The organism is Pseudomonas sp. CF161 (genome assembly GCF_000416215.1).
GTDB lineage: Bacteria > Pseudomonadota > Gammaproteobacteria > Pseudomonadales > Pseudomonadaceae > Aquipseudomonas.
In genome coordinates this window covers 15,924-33,229 of record NZ_ATLP01000101.1, presented here as the reverse complement: position 1 = coordinate 33,229, position 17,306 = coordinate 15,924, and the positions used below count along the sequence as shown (strand labels likewise).

Sequence of the window (17,306 nt, the reverse complement as noted above, 5' to 3'; positions counted from 1 at the left end):
CTCCTTGAAAATATTATTGGCGCCAGAAAATTGTTCTTATTCACGACACTTAGGGCGTGTTTCGCACAATAAACAAATTTTAATTTACTACGCAAACATTATTTATTGGCGCTATCGAACTCCCGCGCCAAAGTGTTGTCGTGTTCGCTGCTGGGTAGTCTGGTACGCAGTAACAGTAAGTGTCTGTTATGTATGGCGCAGGGTTAAGAGACGGTCTTCTTGAACGCTGCAAGTGTTCAGGGCCACAGACCGGATCAACTCTTCGGCTTAATCGAATCAGCATGCAACAGTACCTGACAGACATGCTCGGGCTTTGCCGCAGTGCTGACCAGATAGGCTGACCCCCCCGTGAGGCGGGCTTTCGGTGTGGAGTCGAGTGGTTGTAAGTGAGTTGTTACAAAGTTTGCCTCAGCGTTATGCCGTTCTTGCGTAATACAAAGCACGCTAACGAAGTTGGCTGTTAAGGCGTTGTTCTCATCTTCAACCGGGAAGCGGTGTTTTTTAAAGTACTCGAATGGAGACCTGTGCGGGGGAGTTGTTATTGGAGTGAATAACTTATTCCCAACTGAAGTTGTCGGGTATTGCAACATTGCCAAGTTGGCCGCTGGGTTGTTGTTTAACCGCAGCCCGAAGTGAGCTGTTTATCCGTTCGGGCGTTGCACTCGAAGCGGCGTGAATGCTGCGCCACCCGGGCGCAGCATGTGGGGCGATGGATCAGAGCCCGGCGCTTTCCTGCGCCGCAGTCTTCGGCTTGCCGTAGTGCCATTCATAGACCACGAACTTGAAGTCCTTGAGGTCGCCTTTTTCGTCGAAGCTCAGGTCACCGGTCGGGGTCTTGAAGGTGCCTTTGTGGATCGCCTCGGCGACTTTCTCCGGGTCTTCGCTTTTGGCCGCGGCGATGCCTCCGGCAATCACTTCCACGGCCGAGTAGGAAGGCAGTACGAACGGGCCGCTGGGGTTTTCCTTCTTGGCTTCGAAGGCTTCCACCAGGGCCTTGTTGGCCGGGTCCTGGTCAAAGGACTTGGGCAGGGTCACCAGCATGCCTTCGGAGGCGTCCTTGGCGATCTGCGAGATCGAGTCGTTGCCCACGCCTTCCGGGCCCATGAAGCGCGCGCTCAGGCCCTTTTCCTTGGCCTGACGCAGCAGCAGGCCCATTTCCGGGTGGTAGCCGCCGAAGTACACGAAGTCGACATTGGCTTGCTTGAGCTTGGCCAGGATCGACGAATAGTCGCGCTCGCCGACGTTGATGCCTTCGAACATCGAGACCTTGATCCCTTCCTTGCCGAGGATCTCCTTGACCGAGCTGGCAATGCCTTCGCCGTACTGCTGCTTGTCGTGCAGCACCGCGACATTGGTCGGTTTCAACTGCGCGATGTAGCGTGCCGCCGCCGGGCCCTGGGCGTTGTCCAGGCCGATGGTGCGGAACACCATCTTGTAGCCCCGGGAGGTCAGCTCGGGGCTGGTGGCGGCCGGGGTGATCATCACGATGCCTTCGTCTTCGTAGATGTCCGAAGCCGGTTGGGTGGAGCTGGAGCACAGGTGGCCGACCACGAACTTGACGCCGTCGTTGACCACTTTGTTGGCCACGGCCACCGCTTGTTTCGGGTCGCAGGCGTCGTCGTACTCGACCGCCACCAGTTGCTTGCCGTTGACGCCGCCCTTGGCGTTGATCTGCTCGATGGCCATGCGTGCGCCGCTGAATTGCATGTCACCGTATTGCGCCACTGGGCCGGTCTTGGCCCCGGCGATGCCGATCCGAATGCTGTCGGCGGCCATCGAATGGCAGGCCAGGCCAGCGAGGATCATGGCGCTGAGCAGTTGGGTGGCTTTCTTATTGATGCGACTCATTGGGGATTCCACTCCTGTGGGTTAACGATTCAAAAGGTGTTGCGGGTCATTCAACGATCCCAGGGCGCGGCGCGCACCGGGTCGGGGGTGTAGCGCTCGATTGCGGCGGCCAGTATGCCCGGGTCAAGCCCGTCATGCTCCACCAGGGTTTTTAAACCAGCAATGACAATGCTGTGCTGATCCACCTCAAAGAATGCCCTGAGGTTGTGCCGATTATCGCTGCGGCCAAAGCCGTCGGTGCCCAGGGTGGTGTAGGGCGCTTTCAGGTATTGGGCAATCAATTGCGGCCAGGCCCGAATGTAGTCGCTGGCGGCAATGATCGGCCGGGTGCCGCCGAGCAAGCTTTCGAGGTGGCTGTGGCGAGTGGCCTCGGTCAGTCGATTGTCGCGCTCGACCTCCCGCGCCTCGCGCGCCAATTCGCTGAAGCTGGTGGCGCTGAACACCTCGCTGTGGATGCCCCAGTCCCGGGCCAGAAGGGCGCTGGCGGCGATCACCTCACGCAGGATCGCGCCGCTGCCCAGCAGCCGCAGGCGCACCTGGGACGGCTGTTCGCAGCTGGACGAATAGCGATAGAGACCGCGCAGCACATCGGCGTGCAACCCGGCGTCGAGGGACGGTTGCGGGTAGTTTTCGTTCATCACCGCCACGTAGTGGAACTCGTCGCACTGCTGCTCCAGCAGACGCCGCGCGGCGTGGTCGAGAATCACCGCCAGCTCCCCGGCAAAGCACGGGTCCCAGGCCCGGCAGTTGGGCACCATCGAGGCCATCACCAGGCTCGAGCCGTCCTGGTGTTGCAGGCCTTCGCCGCCCAGGGTGGTACGGCCGGCGGTGGCTCCCAGCAGGATGCCCCGGGAGCGTTGGTCGGCGGCGGCCCAGATCAGGTCGCCGACCCGCTGGAAACCGAACATCGAGTAGTAGATGTACACCGGCAGCATCGGCTCGCCGTGCACCGAATACGAGGTGGCCGCCGCGACCCAGGACGACAGGGCACCGGCCTCGGTGATGCCTTCTTCGAGCAGCTGGCCGTCCCGGGATTCACGGTAGGAAAGGATCGAGCCGCAGTCTTCGGGCTCGTACAGCTGGCCGTGGGGCGAGTAGATCCCGATCTGCCGAAACAGGCTGGCCATGCCGAAGGTGCGCGCCTCATCGGCGACGATCGGTACCACCCGCGGCCCCAGCTGCGGGGCCTTGAGCCAGGCGGTGAGCAGGCGCACCGCGGCCATGGTGGTGGACATCTCCTTGCCCTCGGCCTGCAAGGCAAACCCGCCCGCGGTGGCCAGGGCCGGCACCGGGATCTGCGGCGCCTGGCTCTTGCGTGCCGGCAACGGCCCGCCCAGGGCCTGGCGCCGGGCGTGCAGGTACCGCATTTCCGGGCTGTCGGCAGGTGGGCGATAGAAGCGCAACTGCTCGACATCGGTGTCCGACAGCGGCAGGTGGAAGCGGTCACGGAACGCCAGCAGGGCGGCGACATCGAGTTTTTTCGCCTGGTGCGCGGTCATCCGCGACTCGCCGGCGGCGCCGATGCCGTAGCCTTTTTTGGTCTTGGCCAGGATCACCGTCGGCCGGCCCTTGCAGGCCTTGGCGGCGGCGAAGGCGGCGTAGAGTTTGCGCAAGTCATGGCCGCCGCGCTTGAGGCCGTTGATTTCCTCGGCGCTCATATGGGCCACCAGGCGCCGCACCTGCGGGTCCTTCTCGAAGAAGTGCTCCAGGTTGTAGGCGCCGTCATGGGCACCGAGAGTCTGGAACTCGCCATCCGGGGTGGCCGCCAGGCGCTTGAGCAGCAGGTTGTCGCTGTCGCGGGCGAACAGTGCGTCCCACTCCGACCCCCAGAGCACCTTGATCACGTTCCACTGGGCGCCACGGAATACGCCTTCGAGTTCCTGGATGATCTTGCCGTTGCCGCGAACCGGGCCGTCGAGGCGCTGCAGGTTGCAGTTGATGACGAAGATCAGGTTGTCCAGCTTCTCGCGGCCGGCCAGGGAGATGGCGCCCAGGGATTCCGGTTCGTCGCACTCGCCGTCGCCCAGGAAGCACCAGACTTTCTGCTTGCCTTCAGGGATGAAACCGCGGGCTTCCAGGTACTTCATGAAGCGCGCCTGGTAGATCGCCTGGATTGGACCCAGACCCATGGATACGGTCGGGAACTGCCAGAAGTCAGGCATCAGCCAAGGGTGCGGGTAGGACGACAGGCCCTGACCGTCGACTTCCTGGCGGAAGTTGTTCATTTGTTCTTCAGAGATGCGGCCTTCCATGAACGCACGGGCGTAAACGCCTGGGGAGGTGTGGCCCTGGAAGTAGATCAGGTCGCCGCCGTGTTCGTCGGTCGGGGCCTGGAAGAAGTAGTTGAAACCAATGTCATACAGCGTCGCGCTGGAGGCGAAGCTGGAGATGTGACCGCCCAGGTCTGAATCCTTCAGGTTGGTGCGCATGACCATCGCCATCGCGTTCCAACGTACCAACGAGCGAATGCGGCGTTCCATGAACAGGTCGCCAGGCATGCGTGCTTCGTGGGTGACGGGAATCGTGTTGCGATAGGGCGTGGTGATGGCGTAGGGCAATTGCGAGCCGCTGCGGGTCGCGAGTTCGCCCATACGGGTCATCAGATAGTGAGCACGGTCTTCGCCTTCTTTGTCGAGAACCGATTCCAGGGCGTCCAGCCATTCCTGGGTTTCGACGGGATCGAGGTCTTGCATGGCTTGCTCCAGGGCGGAAAGGCTTCCAGAATCGGTTGCCTGAGTTTGCGACTGGCCTTGTGGGCAGACGATTATAAATTCTTGGATTGCCGGAGGGTTGATCCGGCGGCGTGTAGTTTTACTACAAATCGTCGGCCATTTCAGCCTTTCGAATGTATATACGAGTAGTAAAACTACAGAAGATTGGCTTGTGGCCTCCTGCTTCGTTGTGAGAAAAATCGTTACTGTTGGTCAACGGCCAACATCCTTGGGTAGGAATTTGATGCTGGCTGCCAATAAAACAGTTTTTTCAGCTATTTCTAACCTTTGTTCGACAGTCCATCACGACGCGTGTTCGCGGAATTCGCCACAGCCCCTCACTTTCCACGCCGATCAAGGATAGCCCATGAGCCTGCCCGTGCTTGCCCAAGTCCCCGCGATTCTCCTGCCACTAGTCAATCGTGCGCAGCAGTCGTTTCGTGACGCGGTGGCAGCCCTGGATGATGAACACGGGCTTGGAGCCTGGACCGAGCAACGCTGGGATGACTTTGCCCGGGTCGGCGCGGCCAGCGACTTTGTCATTGAGCAGAGTCTGCGTGACCCTTTGATGTTGCTGCAACTGGTGCAGTCCGGCGAGCTGGATCGCGGTTTTGCGCCGGGAGAGTTGTGCGGGCAGATTGCCGCCGCGGTGCAGCAGGCCGAAAACGAAGACGAATTGGGTCGGGTGCTGCGTCGTCAGCGGACCCGGCACCAGGTCCGGATCATCTGGCGCGACCTGACGCGCCAGGCGGACCTGGTGCAAACCTGTCGCGACCTGTCCGACATGGCCGACGCCAGCATCGACCAGGCCTATCAATGGTTGTACCAGCGCCATTGCCAGCAGTTCGGCACCCCCACCGGTCGCCGCAGCGGCGAGCCGCAGCAGATGGTGATCCTCGGCATGGGCAAGCTGGGGGCGGTGGAGCTGAACCTGTCTTCGGACATCGACCTGATCTTTGCCTACCCCGAGGGCGGCGAGACGGTTGGGGTCAAGCGTTCGCTGGATAACCAGGAGTTCTTCATTCGCCTCGGCCAGCGCCTGATCAAGGCCCTGGACCCGATGACCGTCGACGGCTTTGTGTTCCGTGTCGACATGCGCCTGCGCCCTTATGGCTCGGCCGGCGCCCTGGTCCTGAGTTTCAATGCCCTTGAGCAGTACTACCAGGACCAGGGCCGGGACTGGGAGCGCTACGCCATGATCAAGGCGCGGGTGGTGGCGGGTGATCAAGTGGCCGGCGCCCAGTTGCTGGACATGCTGCGGCCCTTTGTCTACCGGCGCTACCTGGATTTCTCGGCGATCGAAGCGCTGCGCACCATGAAGCAGTTGATCCAGCAGGAAGTGCGGCGCAAGGGTATGGCCGAGAACATCAAGCTGGGTTCTGGCGGCATTCGCGAAGTCGAGTTCATTGCCCAGGCGTTTCAGCTGATCCACGGCGGGCGCGACCTCAGCTTGCAGCAGCGACCTTTATTAAAGGTGCTGAGTACCCTGGAAGGTCAGGGTTACCTGCCGCCGGCAGTGGTTGGCGAATTGCGCGAAGGCTATGAGTTCCTGCGTTACACCGAGCACGCAATCCAGGCGATTGCCGACCGCCAGACCCAAATGCTTCCTGACAGCCCGCAGGACCAGGCGCGTATCGCCTTTATGCTGGGCTTTGCCGATTGGGCGGCGTTCCACGAGCAGTTGATGTACTGGCGCGGCCGGGTGGAGTGGCACTTCCGCCAGGTGATTGCCGATCCGGACGAGGAAGACGGCGCCGAGAGCGAAGTGGTGGTCGGCGGCGAATGGCTGCCGCTGTGGGAGGAGGCCCAGGACGAGGAGGCAGCCTGCCGGCAGTTGCAGGAAGGTGGCTTTAACGATGCGCCCAAAGCCCTGAAAACCCTCGCCAGCCTGCGCAGCAGCCCGCAACTGCGGGCCATGCAGCGCCTGGGTCGAGAGCGGCTCGACGCCTTTATCCCGCGCTTGCTCGCGCAGGCGGTGGAACATGCCAACCCTGATCTGGTACTGGAGCGGGTGTTGCCGCTGGTGGAGGCGGTAGCGCGGCGTTCGGCCTACCTGGTACTGCTCACCGAGAACCCCGGGGCCCTGCGTCGTTTGCTGACTCTGTGCGCCGCCAGCCCGTGGATTGCCGAGCAGATCACCCGTTTTCCGCTGTTGCTCGATGAGTTGCTCAACGAGGGCCGGCTGTTCAAACCGCCCCTGGCCCCGGAGCTGGCGGCCGAGCTGCGCGAGCGCCTGACCCGCATCCCCGAGGACGACCTTGAGCAGCAGATGGAAGCCTTGCGCCACTTCAAGCTGGCCCACCGGCTGCGGGTCGCCGCCTCGGAAATCGCCGGCAGCCTGCCCTTGATGAAGGTCAGCGATTACCTGACCTGGCTGGCCGAGGCCATTCTCGAACAGGTGCTGGCCCTGGCCTGGCGCCAGACGGTGGCCAAATATGGCTCGCCCCAGCGCAGCGACGGCACCCTGTGCGACCCGGGTTTTATCATTGTCGGCTACGGCAAGGTCGGTGGTATCGAGCTGGGGCACGGCTCCGACCTGGACCTGGTGTTTATCCATGACGGCGACCCCCAGGCCGAAACCGATGGCGCCAAGCCGATTGACGGTGCGCAATTTTTCACCCGGCTGGGTCAGCGGATCATCCATTTACTGACCACCCAGACCAACTCCGGGCAGCTCTACGAAGTCGATATGCGCCTGCGTCCGTCCGGCGCTTCGGGGCTGTTGGTCAGTTCCCTGGGGGCCTTTGCGCGCTATCAGGAAAACGAAGCCTGGACCTGGGAACATCAGGCCCTGGTGCGGGCGCGGGTGCTGGTCGGCAGCCAGGATGTGGGTCGGGCTTTTGAAAAAGTCCGCGCCGCGGTGCTGGGCAAGGCCCGCGACCTGCCCAAGCTGCGCCAGGAGGTCAGCGAGATGCGGGCCAAGATGCGCGACAACCTGGGCAGCAAGCTGACCGCCGCCGGAACCGCGGCAAATGCCTTCGAGGCCACGGCGCCGTTCGATCTCAAGCAGGACGCCGGAGGTATCGTCGATATTGAATTTATGGTGCAATACGCGGCCCTGGCGTGGTCGCAAGAGCACCCGTCATTGCTGCGCTACACCGACAATATCCGCATTCTGGAAGGGTTGGAGGAGGTCGGGCTACTCCCCGCAGCCGATGCCAGCCTGCTGCGCGAGGTGTATAAGGCCTACCGTTCCGCCGCCCACCGCCAGGCCTTGCAGAACGAGGCCGGGGTGATTGCCGGTGATCAGTTCGCCAGCGAGCGGCGCGAGGTTTTACGGATTTGGCGCGAGCTGGGGCTAAGCTAGGTTTTTTGCCCATACCCGCGCAGCCAGGGTTGGCCAGCAACGTGAGGTTGCTACAAACGTACCCGGCGAGCCGTTCGCGGCTGGTCGTAAATCAACTGGCGGTGAAGGCCGCGGGTGCTGGATTCTCGAGGCGGGGAGGCGGAAGCCTCCCCGGTTCGTTTTTGGAAACCACATGAATATTCTGATCGTTGGGCCCAGTTGGGTCGGTGACATGGTGATGGCACAGACGCTGTTTCAGTGCCTGAAGCAGCGCCATCCGCAATGCGAGATCGACGTGCTGGCCCCCGAGTGGAGCCGCCCGATCCTGGAACGCATGCCCGAAGTGCGTCAGGCCTTGAGCTTCCCGCTCGGCCATGGCGCGCTGGAATTGGCCACCCGTCGGCGCATCGGCAAATCCCTGGCCGGCCAGTACGACCAGGCGATCCTGCTGCCCAATTCCCTGAAATCGGCCCTGGTGCCGTTTTTCGCCGGCATCCCCCAGCGCACCGGTTGGCGTGGCGAGTTCCGCTATGGCCTGCTCAACGATGTGCGCAAGCTGGATAAAGAACGCTACCCGCTGATGATCGAGCGCTTTATGGCCCTGGCCTACGCGCCTGGCGCCGAGCTTCCGACGCCTTACCCGCGCCCGAGCCTGCGCATCGAACCGCAAAGCCGCGATGCCGCCCTGGCCAAGTTCGGCCTGAGCCTCGATCGCCCGGTATTGGCCTTGTGCCCGGGAGCCGAGTTTGGTGAGTCCAAGCGCTGGCCGTCCGAGCATTACGCCAAAGTGGCCGAAACCAAGATCCGCGAGGGCTGGCAGGTCTGGCTGTTCGGTTCGAAGAACGACCATGGCGTGGGTGAAGAGATTCGCGCCCGACTGATTCCGGGCCTGCGTGAAGAGTCATACAACCTCAGCGGCGGCACCTCCCTGGCCGAGGCCATCGATCTGCTGTCCTGCGCCGACTCGGTGGTGTCCAACGACTCCGGCCTGATGCACGTGGCCGCCGCCCTGAATCGCCCGCTGGTGGCGGTGTACGGTTCCACCTCGCCGGGGTTTACGCCGCCGCTGGCGGAGAAAGTCGAGATCGTGCGCCTGGGCCTCGAATGCAGCCCCTGCTTTGACCGCACGTGCCGTTTCGGCCATTACAACTGCCTGCGCCAGCTCCTGCCGCAACCGGTGAACGAAGCCTTGCAGCGCTTGCAGGGCACTGCGGTCGAGGTCCAGTAAGTTGCGGGTACTGTTGATCAAGACTTCCTCCCTGGGTGATGTGATCCACGCGTTGCCGGCGCTGACCGATGCCGCGCGGGCGATCCCCGGGATCACGTTCGATTGGGTGGTGGAAGAAGGTTTTGCCGAGATCCCCACCTGGCACCCGGCGGTGGGCAAGGTGATTCCGGTGGCGATCCGCCGCTGGCGCAAGAACATCTGGCAGACCATCAAGAGCGGCGAATGGAAACGCTTCAAGCAAAGCGTGCGCTCGACCAAATATGACCTGGTGATCGACGCCCAGGGCCTGCTCAAAAGCGCCTGGTTGACCCGTTACGTACGCGCCCCGGTAGCCGGCCTGGATAAAGACTCGGCGCGTGAGCCGCTGGCGGCGCGTTTTTACTCGCGGCGCTTGGCGGTGGCCCGTGGGCAGCACGCGGTGGAGCGGGTGCGCCAGCTGTTTGCCGTGGCCCTGGGCTACGACCTGCCCCAGGGCCTGGGCGACTACGGCCTGAACCAGGAAAAACTGGTGGAGCTGCCGCGCAAGAATCCGTTCGTGCTGTTTTTGCACGGCACCACCTGGGACACCAAGCACTGGCCCGAAGCCTACTGGCGCGAGCTGAGCGAGCGCATGGGCAACCTTGGGGTCGAGGTCCGGCTGCCGTGGGGCAATGCGGCCGAGAAGGAGCGTGCGGAGCGCATTGCCAGCGGCCTGAAAAACGTCACGGTGCTGCCGAAGCTGAACCTGGCCGGGGTGGCCAAGGTGCTGGTCCAGGCCCAGGCCTGCGTGGCGGTGGATACCGGTCTTGGCCACCTGGCCGCAGCGCTGGATGTGCCGACCATCTCCCTGTTCGGCCCGACCAACCCGGGCCTGACCGGGGCCTATGGCAAGGTGCAGGTCCACATGGGCAGCGACTTCCCTTGCGCGCCCTGCCTGCAGAAAAAATGCACCTATCAGCCGACGCCCCAAGACCAGCGCCGGTTTGACCTGAAACGCGAGTGGCCGCTGTGCTTCACTCGCCTGAATCCTGAGCGTGTCGCCAGCCGGCTGAGCAGGTTGTTACTGGCTGAGGAGCTGCGCTGATGCAACTGGCTTTTGTCCTTTACAAATACTTCCCCTTTGGCGGCCTGCAACGCGACTTCATGCGCATTGCCCTTGAGTGCCAGAGCCGTGGGCATCAGATCCGCGTCTATACGCTGATCTGGGAAGGCGATATTCCACCGGGTTTCGAAGTGCTGGTGGCGCCGGTCAAGGCCTTCTTCAACCATCGGCGCAACGAGAAACTCAGCGCCTGGATGGAGGCCGACCTGGCCCAGCGTCCGGTGGACCGCCTGATCGGTTTCAACAAAATGCCGGGGCTGGACGTGTACTACGCCGCCGACGGCTGCTTTGAAGACAAGGCGCAGAACCTGCGCAACTCGTTCTATCGTCGCTGGGGCCGCTACCGGCATTTCGCCGAGTACGAGCGCGCGGTTTTCGCCAAGGATGCCAAGACTGAAATCCTGATGATTTCCGAAGTCCAGCAGCCGCTGTTCATCAAGCATTACGACACCCCGCTGGCGCGTTTCCACCTGCTGCCGCCGGGCATTGCCCAGGACCGCCGGGCGCCGCCCAATGCGCCTGAAATCCGCGCCGAGTTCCGCCGCGAGTTCGGCCTGGCCGACGATGACTTGCTGCTGGTGCAGATCGGCTCCGGGTTCAAGACCAAGGGCGTCGACCGCAGCCTCAAGGCCCTGGCCGCGCAGCCCCCGGCCCTGAAGAAACGCACCCGGCTGTTTGTAATTGGCCAGGACGACCCCAAGGTATTCCAATTGCAGAGTGCTGCATTGGGCTTGGGCGAGCATGTGCAGTTCCTCAAGGGGCGCAGCGATATTCCGCGCTTCCTGTTGGGCGCCGATCTGTTGATCCACCCGGCGTACAACGAAAACACCGGCACCGTATTGCTCGAAGCCCTGGTGGCCGGGCTGCCGGTGCTGGTCAGCGCCGTCTGCGGTTATGCCCATTACATCGCCGAGGCCGACAGCGGCCTGGTGCTGGATGAGCCGCTGGAGCAGGCGCAACTCAATCAATACCTGAACACCATGTTGACCGACGACGCTGCACGCGCGACCTGGAGCCGTAACGGCCTGGCGTTCGCCGAGACGGCCGACCTCTATAGCATGCCGCAGCACGCTGCGGATGTGATTCTGGCGGAGCAACACTGATGAAGTTGATTCTTGCCGAACCGTTCAAGAGCCTTTGGGCCGGGCGCGATGCGTTCGCCGAAGTCGAGCGTCTGGACGGCCAGGTTTATCGTGAGCTGGAAGCCCGGCGCACCTTGCGCACGGAAGTCGCCGGCCACGGTTTCTTTGTAAAAATCCATCGCGGCATCGGCTGGGGCGAGATCTTCAAGAACCTGCTCACCGCCAAGCTGCCAGTGCTCGGCGCCGGCCAGGAATGGCGGGCCATCCAGCGTCTGCAGCAGGCCGGCGTGCCGACCATGACCGCCGTTGCCTATGGCGAGCGCGGCAGCAACCCGGCGGATCAGCATTCGTTCATCGTCACCGAGGAGCTGGCGCCCACCGTCAGCCTCGAAGACTTCAGCCTCGACTGGGTCAAGCAGCCGCCCGAGCCCCGGCTCAAGCGCGCGCTGATCGCCGAAGTGGCGCGCATGACCGGGATGATGCACCGCGCCGGGGTCAACCACCGTGACTGCTACATCTGTCACTTCCTGCTGCACACCGACAAACCGGTGACCGCCGATGACTTCAAACTCTCGGTGATCGACCTGCACCGGGCCCAGACCCGCGACGCCATTACCCGGCGCTGGCGCGACAAGGACCTGGCCGCGCTGTACTTTTCGGCGTTGGACATCGGCCTGACCCGGCGCGACAAGCTGCGTTTCCTCAAGGGTTATTTCCAGCAGCCGCTGCGCCAGATCCTGGCCCAGGAAGCGGCGCTGCTGGCCTGGCTCGAAGGCAAGGCCAACAAGCTCTACGCACGTAAGCAGCGGTACGGAGATGCGCTCTGATGGCGGGTTGGAATCTGGAACCTGGCTACGAGGATCTGGCGCAGAGTTTTGGCAGTCTTGAGGCGGTATTCGCCCTGCAGGGCGAGCGCCTGACTCGGGACCCGCTGTCCGAGGTCATCCGGGTCGAGCTCAAGGGCGTCAACTATTACGTCAAGCGCTACAGCGGCGCCGGCAAGAACTTGCGGCGCTACCTGGGCAAGCCACGGGTCAAGTCCGAATGGCAGAACCTCAAGCGCTTCGCCAAGTGGGGCATCCCCACCGCCGAAGTCGTGGCCTGGGGCCTGGAGCGTCGTGGCCTGGCCTACGACCGCGGGGCGATGATCACCCGCGAGTTGCCGCAGACCGAAGACCTGTCGGCCCTGGCCGAGCGCAAGGACCCGCGCCTGGGGGATCGGGCCTGGGTCGATGGCGTCAGCCGCCAGTTGGCGCGCTATACCCGGACCATGCACGATCAGCGCTTCACCCATAACGACCTGAAGTGGCGCAACCTGCTGGTGGATGATCAGGCCACGCTGTACCTGATCGACTGCCCGAATGGCGACTTCTGGCGCGGCTTCTGGCTCAAATATCGAATTACCAAGGACCTGGCGTGTCTGGATAAGGTGGCCAAGTATCACCTGTCGGCCACCCAGCGCCTGCGCTTCTACTTGCAGTACCGCGAACGCAGTCGACTGAGTGAGGCGGACAAACAACGGATTCGCCACGTGGTGAGATTCTTCGAGGGACGCGAATGACTGACTTCCTGGCGGCTGAAGACCGTGCCCTGCTGGAGCGCCACGGCTTGGGCGATTTTGATGCGCTGTGGGCCAAGCAGCTGGAGGCGGTGGATGAGCCCAACACCCAGCGCGGTGGCTGGAGCAGCGTCTATCGGCTGGATCTGGAAGGTCGGGGTTTTTACCTCAAGCGCCAGAGCAATTACCTGACCCGGACCCTGCATCGCCCTTTTGGCGAGCCGAGCTTTGCCCGCGAGTTCCGCAATATCAGCCGCTATCGGCAGCTGGGTATCCCGGCCCTACAGGCGACGTTCTTCGGTGAGCGCAAGGTGGCCGGCGAGACCCGGGCCATCCTGCTGACCCGGGCGCTGGACGGCTGGAATGACCTGGATTCGCTGTTGCAGCAGTGGGAGCAGCTCAGCGTCGCGCAGCATCAGGCGATCCTGCGGGCGTGCGGCCTGCTGGCGCGGCAACTGCACGGCCTGCGCCAGGTGCATGGCTGTTTCTACCCCAAGCATATTTTTTTGCACGCCACCGGCGACGGTTACCAGGCGCAATTGATCGACCTGGAAAAGACCCGGCCGCTGCTGTTCGGGCAGCGTGACCGGGTCAAGGACCTTGAACCCCTGTTGCGCCGGGCGTCTGTATGGAACGTGGATGAGGTGCGGAGCTTGCTCGCGGCGTACCTGGATCAGCCGGTGGACAGTTCGCTGGTGCAAACCTGGGTCCAGCGCCTGACCGCGCGCAGCAGCCACAAGAGGGCGCGTTGATGCGGTTGTCTGAATTGAAAAACGCCGGGCGTACCCCGAACCTGCCCCTGAGCCTGGAACTGGCGGACGCCGCCGGCCCGGCCCAGTTGCAATTGCTCAGCCTGCTGCGGGTGCTGCCCGGGCAGCGTTATGTCGGCGCCGGCGTCTGGCGTGGGCGCACGGTGCTGGCCAAGCTGCTGGTGGGCAACAAGGCGGCCCGGCACTTTCAGCGCGAGCTGCACGGGGTGCGTCTGTTGGCCGAGCAAGGCTTGACCACGCCGCTGTTGCTCGCCGACGGCTTGCAAGAGGGCGAGGGCGGCTGGTTGTTGTTCGAGTTTCTCGAAGGTGCCCACAGCCTGGGCGATGCCTGGGAGCAGGTCGCGGCGTTGCCGGTGCTGGCGGATCCGCAGCTGGACGTGCTGGGGCAGGCGTTGGCTGCGATTGCCGAACTGCATGCCAAGGGCCTGTGGCAGGAAGACCTGCACCTGGACAACCTGCTGCGCCACGACGACAAGCTGTATTTGATCGACGGTGCGGGCATCTGCGTGGAGCACGCGGGGCAGCCGTTGTCTCGGCAAAAAGTCCTGGAAAACCTCGGGGTGTTCTTCGCCCAGTTGCCCAAGAGCCTGGAGCCCTTCACCGAAGAGTTGCTGGTGCATTACCTGCTGGCCAATCCCGAACACGCCTTGCCCCTGGAGATGCTGCAGAAGCAGGTGAGCAAGGTGCGCAGCTGGCGCCTGAAGGACTTCCTGAACAAGGTCGGGCGCGAGTGCAGCCTGTTCAGCGTGCAGCGCGGGCCCTTTGCCTTGCGCGCGATCCGCCGCGAAGAAGAGGCGGCGATGCTGCCGGTGCTGGAACAGGCCGATCAACTGCTCGACCAGGGGCACCTGTACAAGACCGGAGGCGCCGCCAGTGTCGGCCGGGTCGAAGTCGCGGGGCGCAGCCTGGTGGTCAAGCGCTACAACATCAAAGGGCTGGCCCACTGGTTCAAGCGCTTCTGGCGCCCGAGCCGGGCCTGGCATTCCTGGCGCGAGGGCAATCGCCTGGCGTTCCTGGGGATCGCCACACCCAAGCCGCTGGCGGTGTTGGAGACACGCTTCCTGTGGTTGCGCAGCCGCGCCTACCTGATCACCGAGTACCTGCCGGGGCCGGACATCATCGAGCGTTTTGCGCCTTTCGTCGAAAGCGGCGCGGCGCCGGAATCCGAGCTGGTGGCGCTGGATGCGTTGTTTGCCGAGTTGCTCAAGGAGCGCATCAGCCATGGCGACTTCAAGGGGCACAACCTGTTCTGGCAGGAGGATCGCTGGGCCCTGATCGACCTCGATTCAATGTGTCAGCACTCAAGCCTGAGCAGCTTCGCCCCAGCCTACGCCCGCGACCGGGCGCGCTTTATGCGCAACTGGCCGGAAACCAGCGCGCTGTACCAACTCATCGATCAACGCCTACCCAAAACCGCGCTGTAGCCGCTGCCGAGGCACGAGGCTGCGCTGGCCCTCACGGGCGCCGGCGCCTTATCTGACCCATCACGGCAGCCTCCGAACCCATCAGGTCAAAACCGGTATTGCGCCCCTGCGCCCGCATACCACGAGCGCCCGGGTGCGGCTTCGTAATAACGCCCATTACCGTCGCCGACGATCACCGAACCGACGTACTGCCGATCCAGCAGGTTGTCCAGGCGCAGGGTCTGGTGGAAGGTCCAGTGCTCGACCTTCTGCTCGAAGCGAGTGCGCCAGTTGAACACGCTGTAGCCCGGCGCGGCCTTGTCCTGGTTGCTGTCTTCGACGTAGACCTTGCTGCGGTACAGGCCTTCAAGGGCGGTGCTGACCCAGTCCCGCGGTTTCCAGTTCAGCTCGGCGAACAGCGTGGTCTGCGGTACGCCGGGCAGGTAGTTGCCCTTGTCGATATGTTTTTGCGTGGCGCCGCTGCCGCTGGTGAAGTCGCTGTCATAGGTGGCTTGCAGGCGGGTGTAGGCGAGGTTGGTGCTCCATTGTTCGCTGAGCTGGCTCTCGATACCCAGCTCGAAACCGCGGCGCAGGGTGCGTCCGGCGTTCTGGTAGCTGGTGCGGCCCTGATTGGATTCCGCCACCACCAACTCGTCTTCGGTGGTGATCTGGAACACTGCGGCATTCACTCGCGTGTTGCTGTTAAGTCGAGCCTTCAGGCCCACTTCGTACTGCTTGCTCTCGGAAGGCTTGAGGCCGAAGTTGAAGCCCTCGCTGCCTCCCGGGGCATAGGCCAGTTCGGCCTGGGTCGGGGTTTCGAAACCCTTGCCGGCGCTGACATAACCATGCAGGTCATCGGTGAAGGCATACATCGCGCTCAGCGACGGGGTGGTCTTCTGGTAGCGCTTTGTACCGCTGGCGTCGCCATTGCTCAGGAAGTGATCGTCGACATCCAGCTCCATGGTGCTGTGGCGCACGCCGGCCTGCAGGGTCCAGCGATCGATGGCCCAGTTGGCCTGCAAGTAAGGGTCGAGGCTGCGGGCGGTGTCGACTTCATCGCGGCGCAGCTCGCCTTTCACGCCAAGCTGGTTGCCGCTGTAATTCCGGTAGCCGCTGCGGTCGTCCTGGCTCTGGTCATAGTCCAGGCCGCCGATCAGGGTCAATTCGCCGGGCACCCCATCCACCGGTTGCAGCCAGCGCACGCCGGCGCCATAGAACTTGCGGTCGAACTGCACCACGCCGCCGCCACGTTCGTTCGCCGGTGTGCCCCTGGGAATCGACAAGTACTGAATCACACTCCGCCGTCCCGTATAGGCATTGACCTGCAAGGTCGCATCGCCGAAATAGCGCTCGTAATTCATCCCCAATTGCTGATGATCGATGCTTTTACGCGTGTTGTAGCTCAAGGCGTTGGCAGTCACCGAACGTGGATCGGCTTTATAGGCCGCCCAGGTCTGCCCCAGCGGGTCCTGGGTGCCGTTCTGTTCCAGGCTGCTGAAGATCAGCGCCATCTTGCTGTCGTCGTCGGGCTTGAAGTTGAGCTTGGCGAAGGTCTGGTCGCGCCGCGCGGCGCTGTGGTCACGGTAGCCATCGGTGTCCATGCGCGAGGCGTCCAGCACAAAGCCTGCGCCGTCGACCGCGCCTTCGGCGCTCAGGTGATTCTTGCTCAGGCCGTCGCTACCGATCAGGGTCTCGGCGCCGATCCGTGGCGGACCTTCGCCATCACGGGAGAACATCTGGATCACCCCGCCGGCATTGCTGCCATACAGGGTCGCGGCCGGGCCACGCAGCACTTCGATGCGCTCGGCGGTGTCGAGGTTGAAGGTTGCCGCCTGGCCCTGGCCGTCCGGGGTGCTGGCCGGAATGCCGTCGGCCAGCAGCTTGATGCCGCGCACGCCGAAGGCTGAGCGCGCACCGAAGCCGCGAGAGGAAATCTGCAGGTCCTGGGCATAGTTCTGGCGGTTCTGCACCACCAGCCCCGGCACCCGTGACAGGGCTTCGGAGGCGTTGATGCCGAGCTGGCCGTCACTGATCTGTTGCTGGCTGACACTGTCCACGGAGTAGGGCAGGTCGAAGCTCTGGGTGGCGCTGCGTGAGCCGGTGACGACGCTGGGGTCGAGTTCCAGGGGAGCTGGTGCGGCGAGGCTGGCACCACTGAGGCCAAGGAGCAGGCCCGGCAACAGCGGGACGAGGCGAGCAGGAGCGGCTTTTTTCATGGGGTGAGTCGAATTCCGGAGAGCGGGTCGCCCTGTCGGGGCGAGCAAAGGGGCGCGAGTTTACCCAGTGTGGGGCGCCAGGCAGGCGTCTGCGACATTCAGTCGCAAGCGGCGGGCCGGGTT

General features: G+C 63.4%; 11 protein-coding genes. 8 read left to right on the top strand and 3 right to left on the bottom strand.

Annotation, left to right across the window (positions count from 1 at the left end):
- Positions 1 to 714: 714 nt before the first annotated feature.
- Together CF161_RS22600 and mdeB are read right to left on the bottom strand one after the other, a co-directional pair.
- On the bottom strand, positions 715 to 1,848 hold the full coding sequence (locus tag CF161_RS22600) for a branched-chain amino acid ABC transporter substrate-binding protein (protein ID WP_020298939.1): 1,134 nt from the start codon (positions 1,846 to 1,848) through the stop codon (positions 715 to 717).
- Between the two features lie 50 nt (positions 1,849 to 1,898).
- The gene (gene mdeB, locus CF161_RS22595; RefSeq protein WP_020298938.1) at positions 1,899 to 4,541 is read right to left on the bottom strand and encodes an alpha-ketoglutarate dehydrogenase; all 2,643 of its coding nucleotides are present in this window, start codon (positions 4,539 to 4,541) and stop codon (positions 1,899 to 1,901) included.
- Positions 4,542 to 4,926: 385 nt separating this feature from the next.
- Between mdeB and glnE the strand changes: the two genes are divergently transcribed.
- The 8 genes from glnE (at position 4,927) to CF161_RS22555 (ending at position 14,988) form a co-directional block, all read left to right on the top strand.
- Complete coding sequence (gene glnE / locus CF161_RS22590; protein WP_020298937.1) at positions 4,927 to 7,866, top strand: bifunctional [glutamate--ammonia ligase]-adenylyl-L-tyrosine phosphorylase/[glutamate--ammonia-ligase] adenylyltransferase; 2,940 nt, start codon at positions 4,927 to 4,929, stop codon at positions 7,864 to 7,866.
- 172 nt (positions 7,867 to 8,038) lie between these two features.
- Entirely contained in the window at positions 8,039 to 9,073 is a 1,035-nt protein-coding gene (gene waaF / locus CF161_RS22585; RefSeq protein ID WP_020298936.1) for a lipopolysaccharide heptosyltransferase II, read from the top strand.
- A gap of 1 nt (position 9,074) precedes the next feature.
- Positions 9,075 to 10,136 carry a lipopolysaccharide heptosyltransferase I gene (gene waaC, locus CF161_RS22580; RefSeq protein ID WP_020298935.1) on the top strand — a complete coding sequence of 354 codons (1,062 nt, stop codon included), beginning with the start codon at positions 9,075 to 9,077 and terminating at the stop codon, positions 10,134 to 10,136.
- On the top strand, positions 10,136 to 11,257 hold the full coding sequence (locus tag CF161_RS22575; protein ID WP_020298934.1) for a glycosyltransferase family 4 protein: 1,122 nt from the start codon (positions 10,136 to 10,138) through the stop codon (positions 11,255 to 11,257). The genes waaC and CF161_RS22575 overlap by 1 nt, the downstream gene beginning before the upstream one ends.
- Positions 11,257 to 12,063, top strand: coding sequence for a lipopolysaccharide core heptose(I) kinase RfaP (rfaP, locus tag CF161_RS22570; RefSeq protein WP_020298933.1), 807 nt, complete (start codon positions 11,257 to 11,259; stop codon positions 12,061 to 12,063). Before CF161_RS22575 ends, rfaP begins: the two co-directional genes overlap by 1 nt.
- Complete coding sequence (locus CF161_RS22565) at positions 12,063 to 12,797, top strand: lipopolysaccharide kinase InaA family protein (RefSeq protein WP_020298932.1); 735 nt, start codon at positions 12,063 to 12,065, stop codon at positions 12,795 to 12,797. The genes rfaP and CF161_RS22565 overlap by 1 nt, the downstream gene beginning before the upstream one ends.
- Positions 12,794 to 13,546, top strand: coding sequence for a lipopolysaccharide kinase InaA family protein (locus CF161_RS22560; RefSeq protein WP_020298931.1), 753 nt, complete (start codon positions 12,794 to 12,796; stop codon positions 13,544 to 13,546). Before CF161_RS22565 ends, CF161_RS22560 begins: the two co-directional genes overlap by 4 nt.
- Positions 13,546 to 14,988 (top strand): lipopolysaccharide kinase InaA family protein, encoded by a 1,443-nt coding sequence (locus CF161_RS22555; protein WP_020298930.1) that lies wholly within the window; start codon positions 13,546 to 13,548, stop codon positions 14,986 to 14,988. The genes CF161_RS22560 and CF161_RS22555 overlap by 1 nt, the downstream gene beginning before the upstream one ends.
- Positions 14,989 to 15,074: 86 nt before the next feature.
- Here the strand turns inward: CF161_RS22555 and CF161_RS22550 are convergent, their stop codons facing one another.
- Positions 15,075 to 17,183: a TonB-dependent receptor gene (locus tag CF161_RS22550; protein ID WP_020298929.1), complete on the bottom strand. Its 2,109-nt coding sequence runs from the start codon at positions 17,181 to 17,183 to the stop codon at positions 15,075 to 15,077.
- Positions 17,184 to 17,306 lie beyond the last annotated feature (123 nt).

Excerpts from the sequence above, each read along its gene's own strand:
- CF161_RS22560 (WP_020298931.1), top strand. The coding sequence starts at position 12,794 with ATGACTGACTTCCTGGCGGCTGAAGACCGTGCCCTGCTGGAGCGCCAC.
- CF161_RS22565 (WP_020298932.1), top strand. The coding sequence starts at position 12,063 with ATGGCGGGTTGGAATCTGGAACCTGGCTACGAGGATCTGGCGCAGAGT.
- CF161_RS22575 (WP_020298934.1), top strand. The coding sequence starts at position 10,136 with ATGCAACTGGCTTTTGTCCTTTACAAATACTTCCCCTTTGGCGGCCTG.
- CF161_RS22555 (WP_020298930.1), top strand. The coding sequence starts at position 13,546 with ATGCGGTTGTCTGAATTGAAAAACGCCGGGCGTACCCCGAACCTGCCC.
- rfaP (WP_020298933.1), top strand. The coding sequence starts at position 11,257 with ATGAAGTTGATTCTTGCCGAACCGTTCAAGAGCCTTTGGGCCGGGCGC.
- CF161_RS22550 (WP_020298929.1), bottom strand. The coding sequence starts at position 17,183 with ATGAAAAAAGCCGCTCCTGCTCGCCTCGTCCCGCTGTTGCCGGGCCTG.
- mdeB (WP_020298938.1), bottom strand. The coding sequence starts at position 4,541 with ATGCAAGACCTCGATCCCGTCGAAACCCAGGAATGGCTGGACGCCCTG.
- glnE (WP_020298937.1), top strand. The coding sequence starts at position 4,927 with ATGAGCCTGCCCGTGCTTGCCCAAGTCCCCGCGATTCTCCTGCCACTA.
- CF161_RS22600 (WP_020298939.1), bottom strand. The coding sequence starts at position 1,848 with ATGAGTCGCATCAATAAGAAAGCCACCCAACTGCTCAGCGCCATGATC.
- waaF (WP_020298936.1), top strand. The coding sequence starts at position 8,039 with ATGAATATTCTGATCGTTGGGCCCAGTTGGGTCGGTGACATGGTGATG.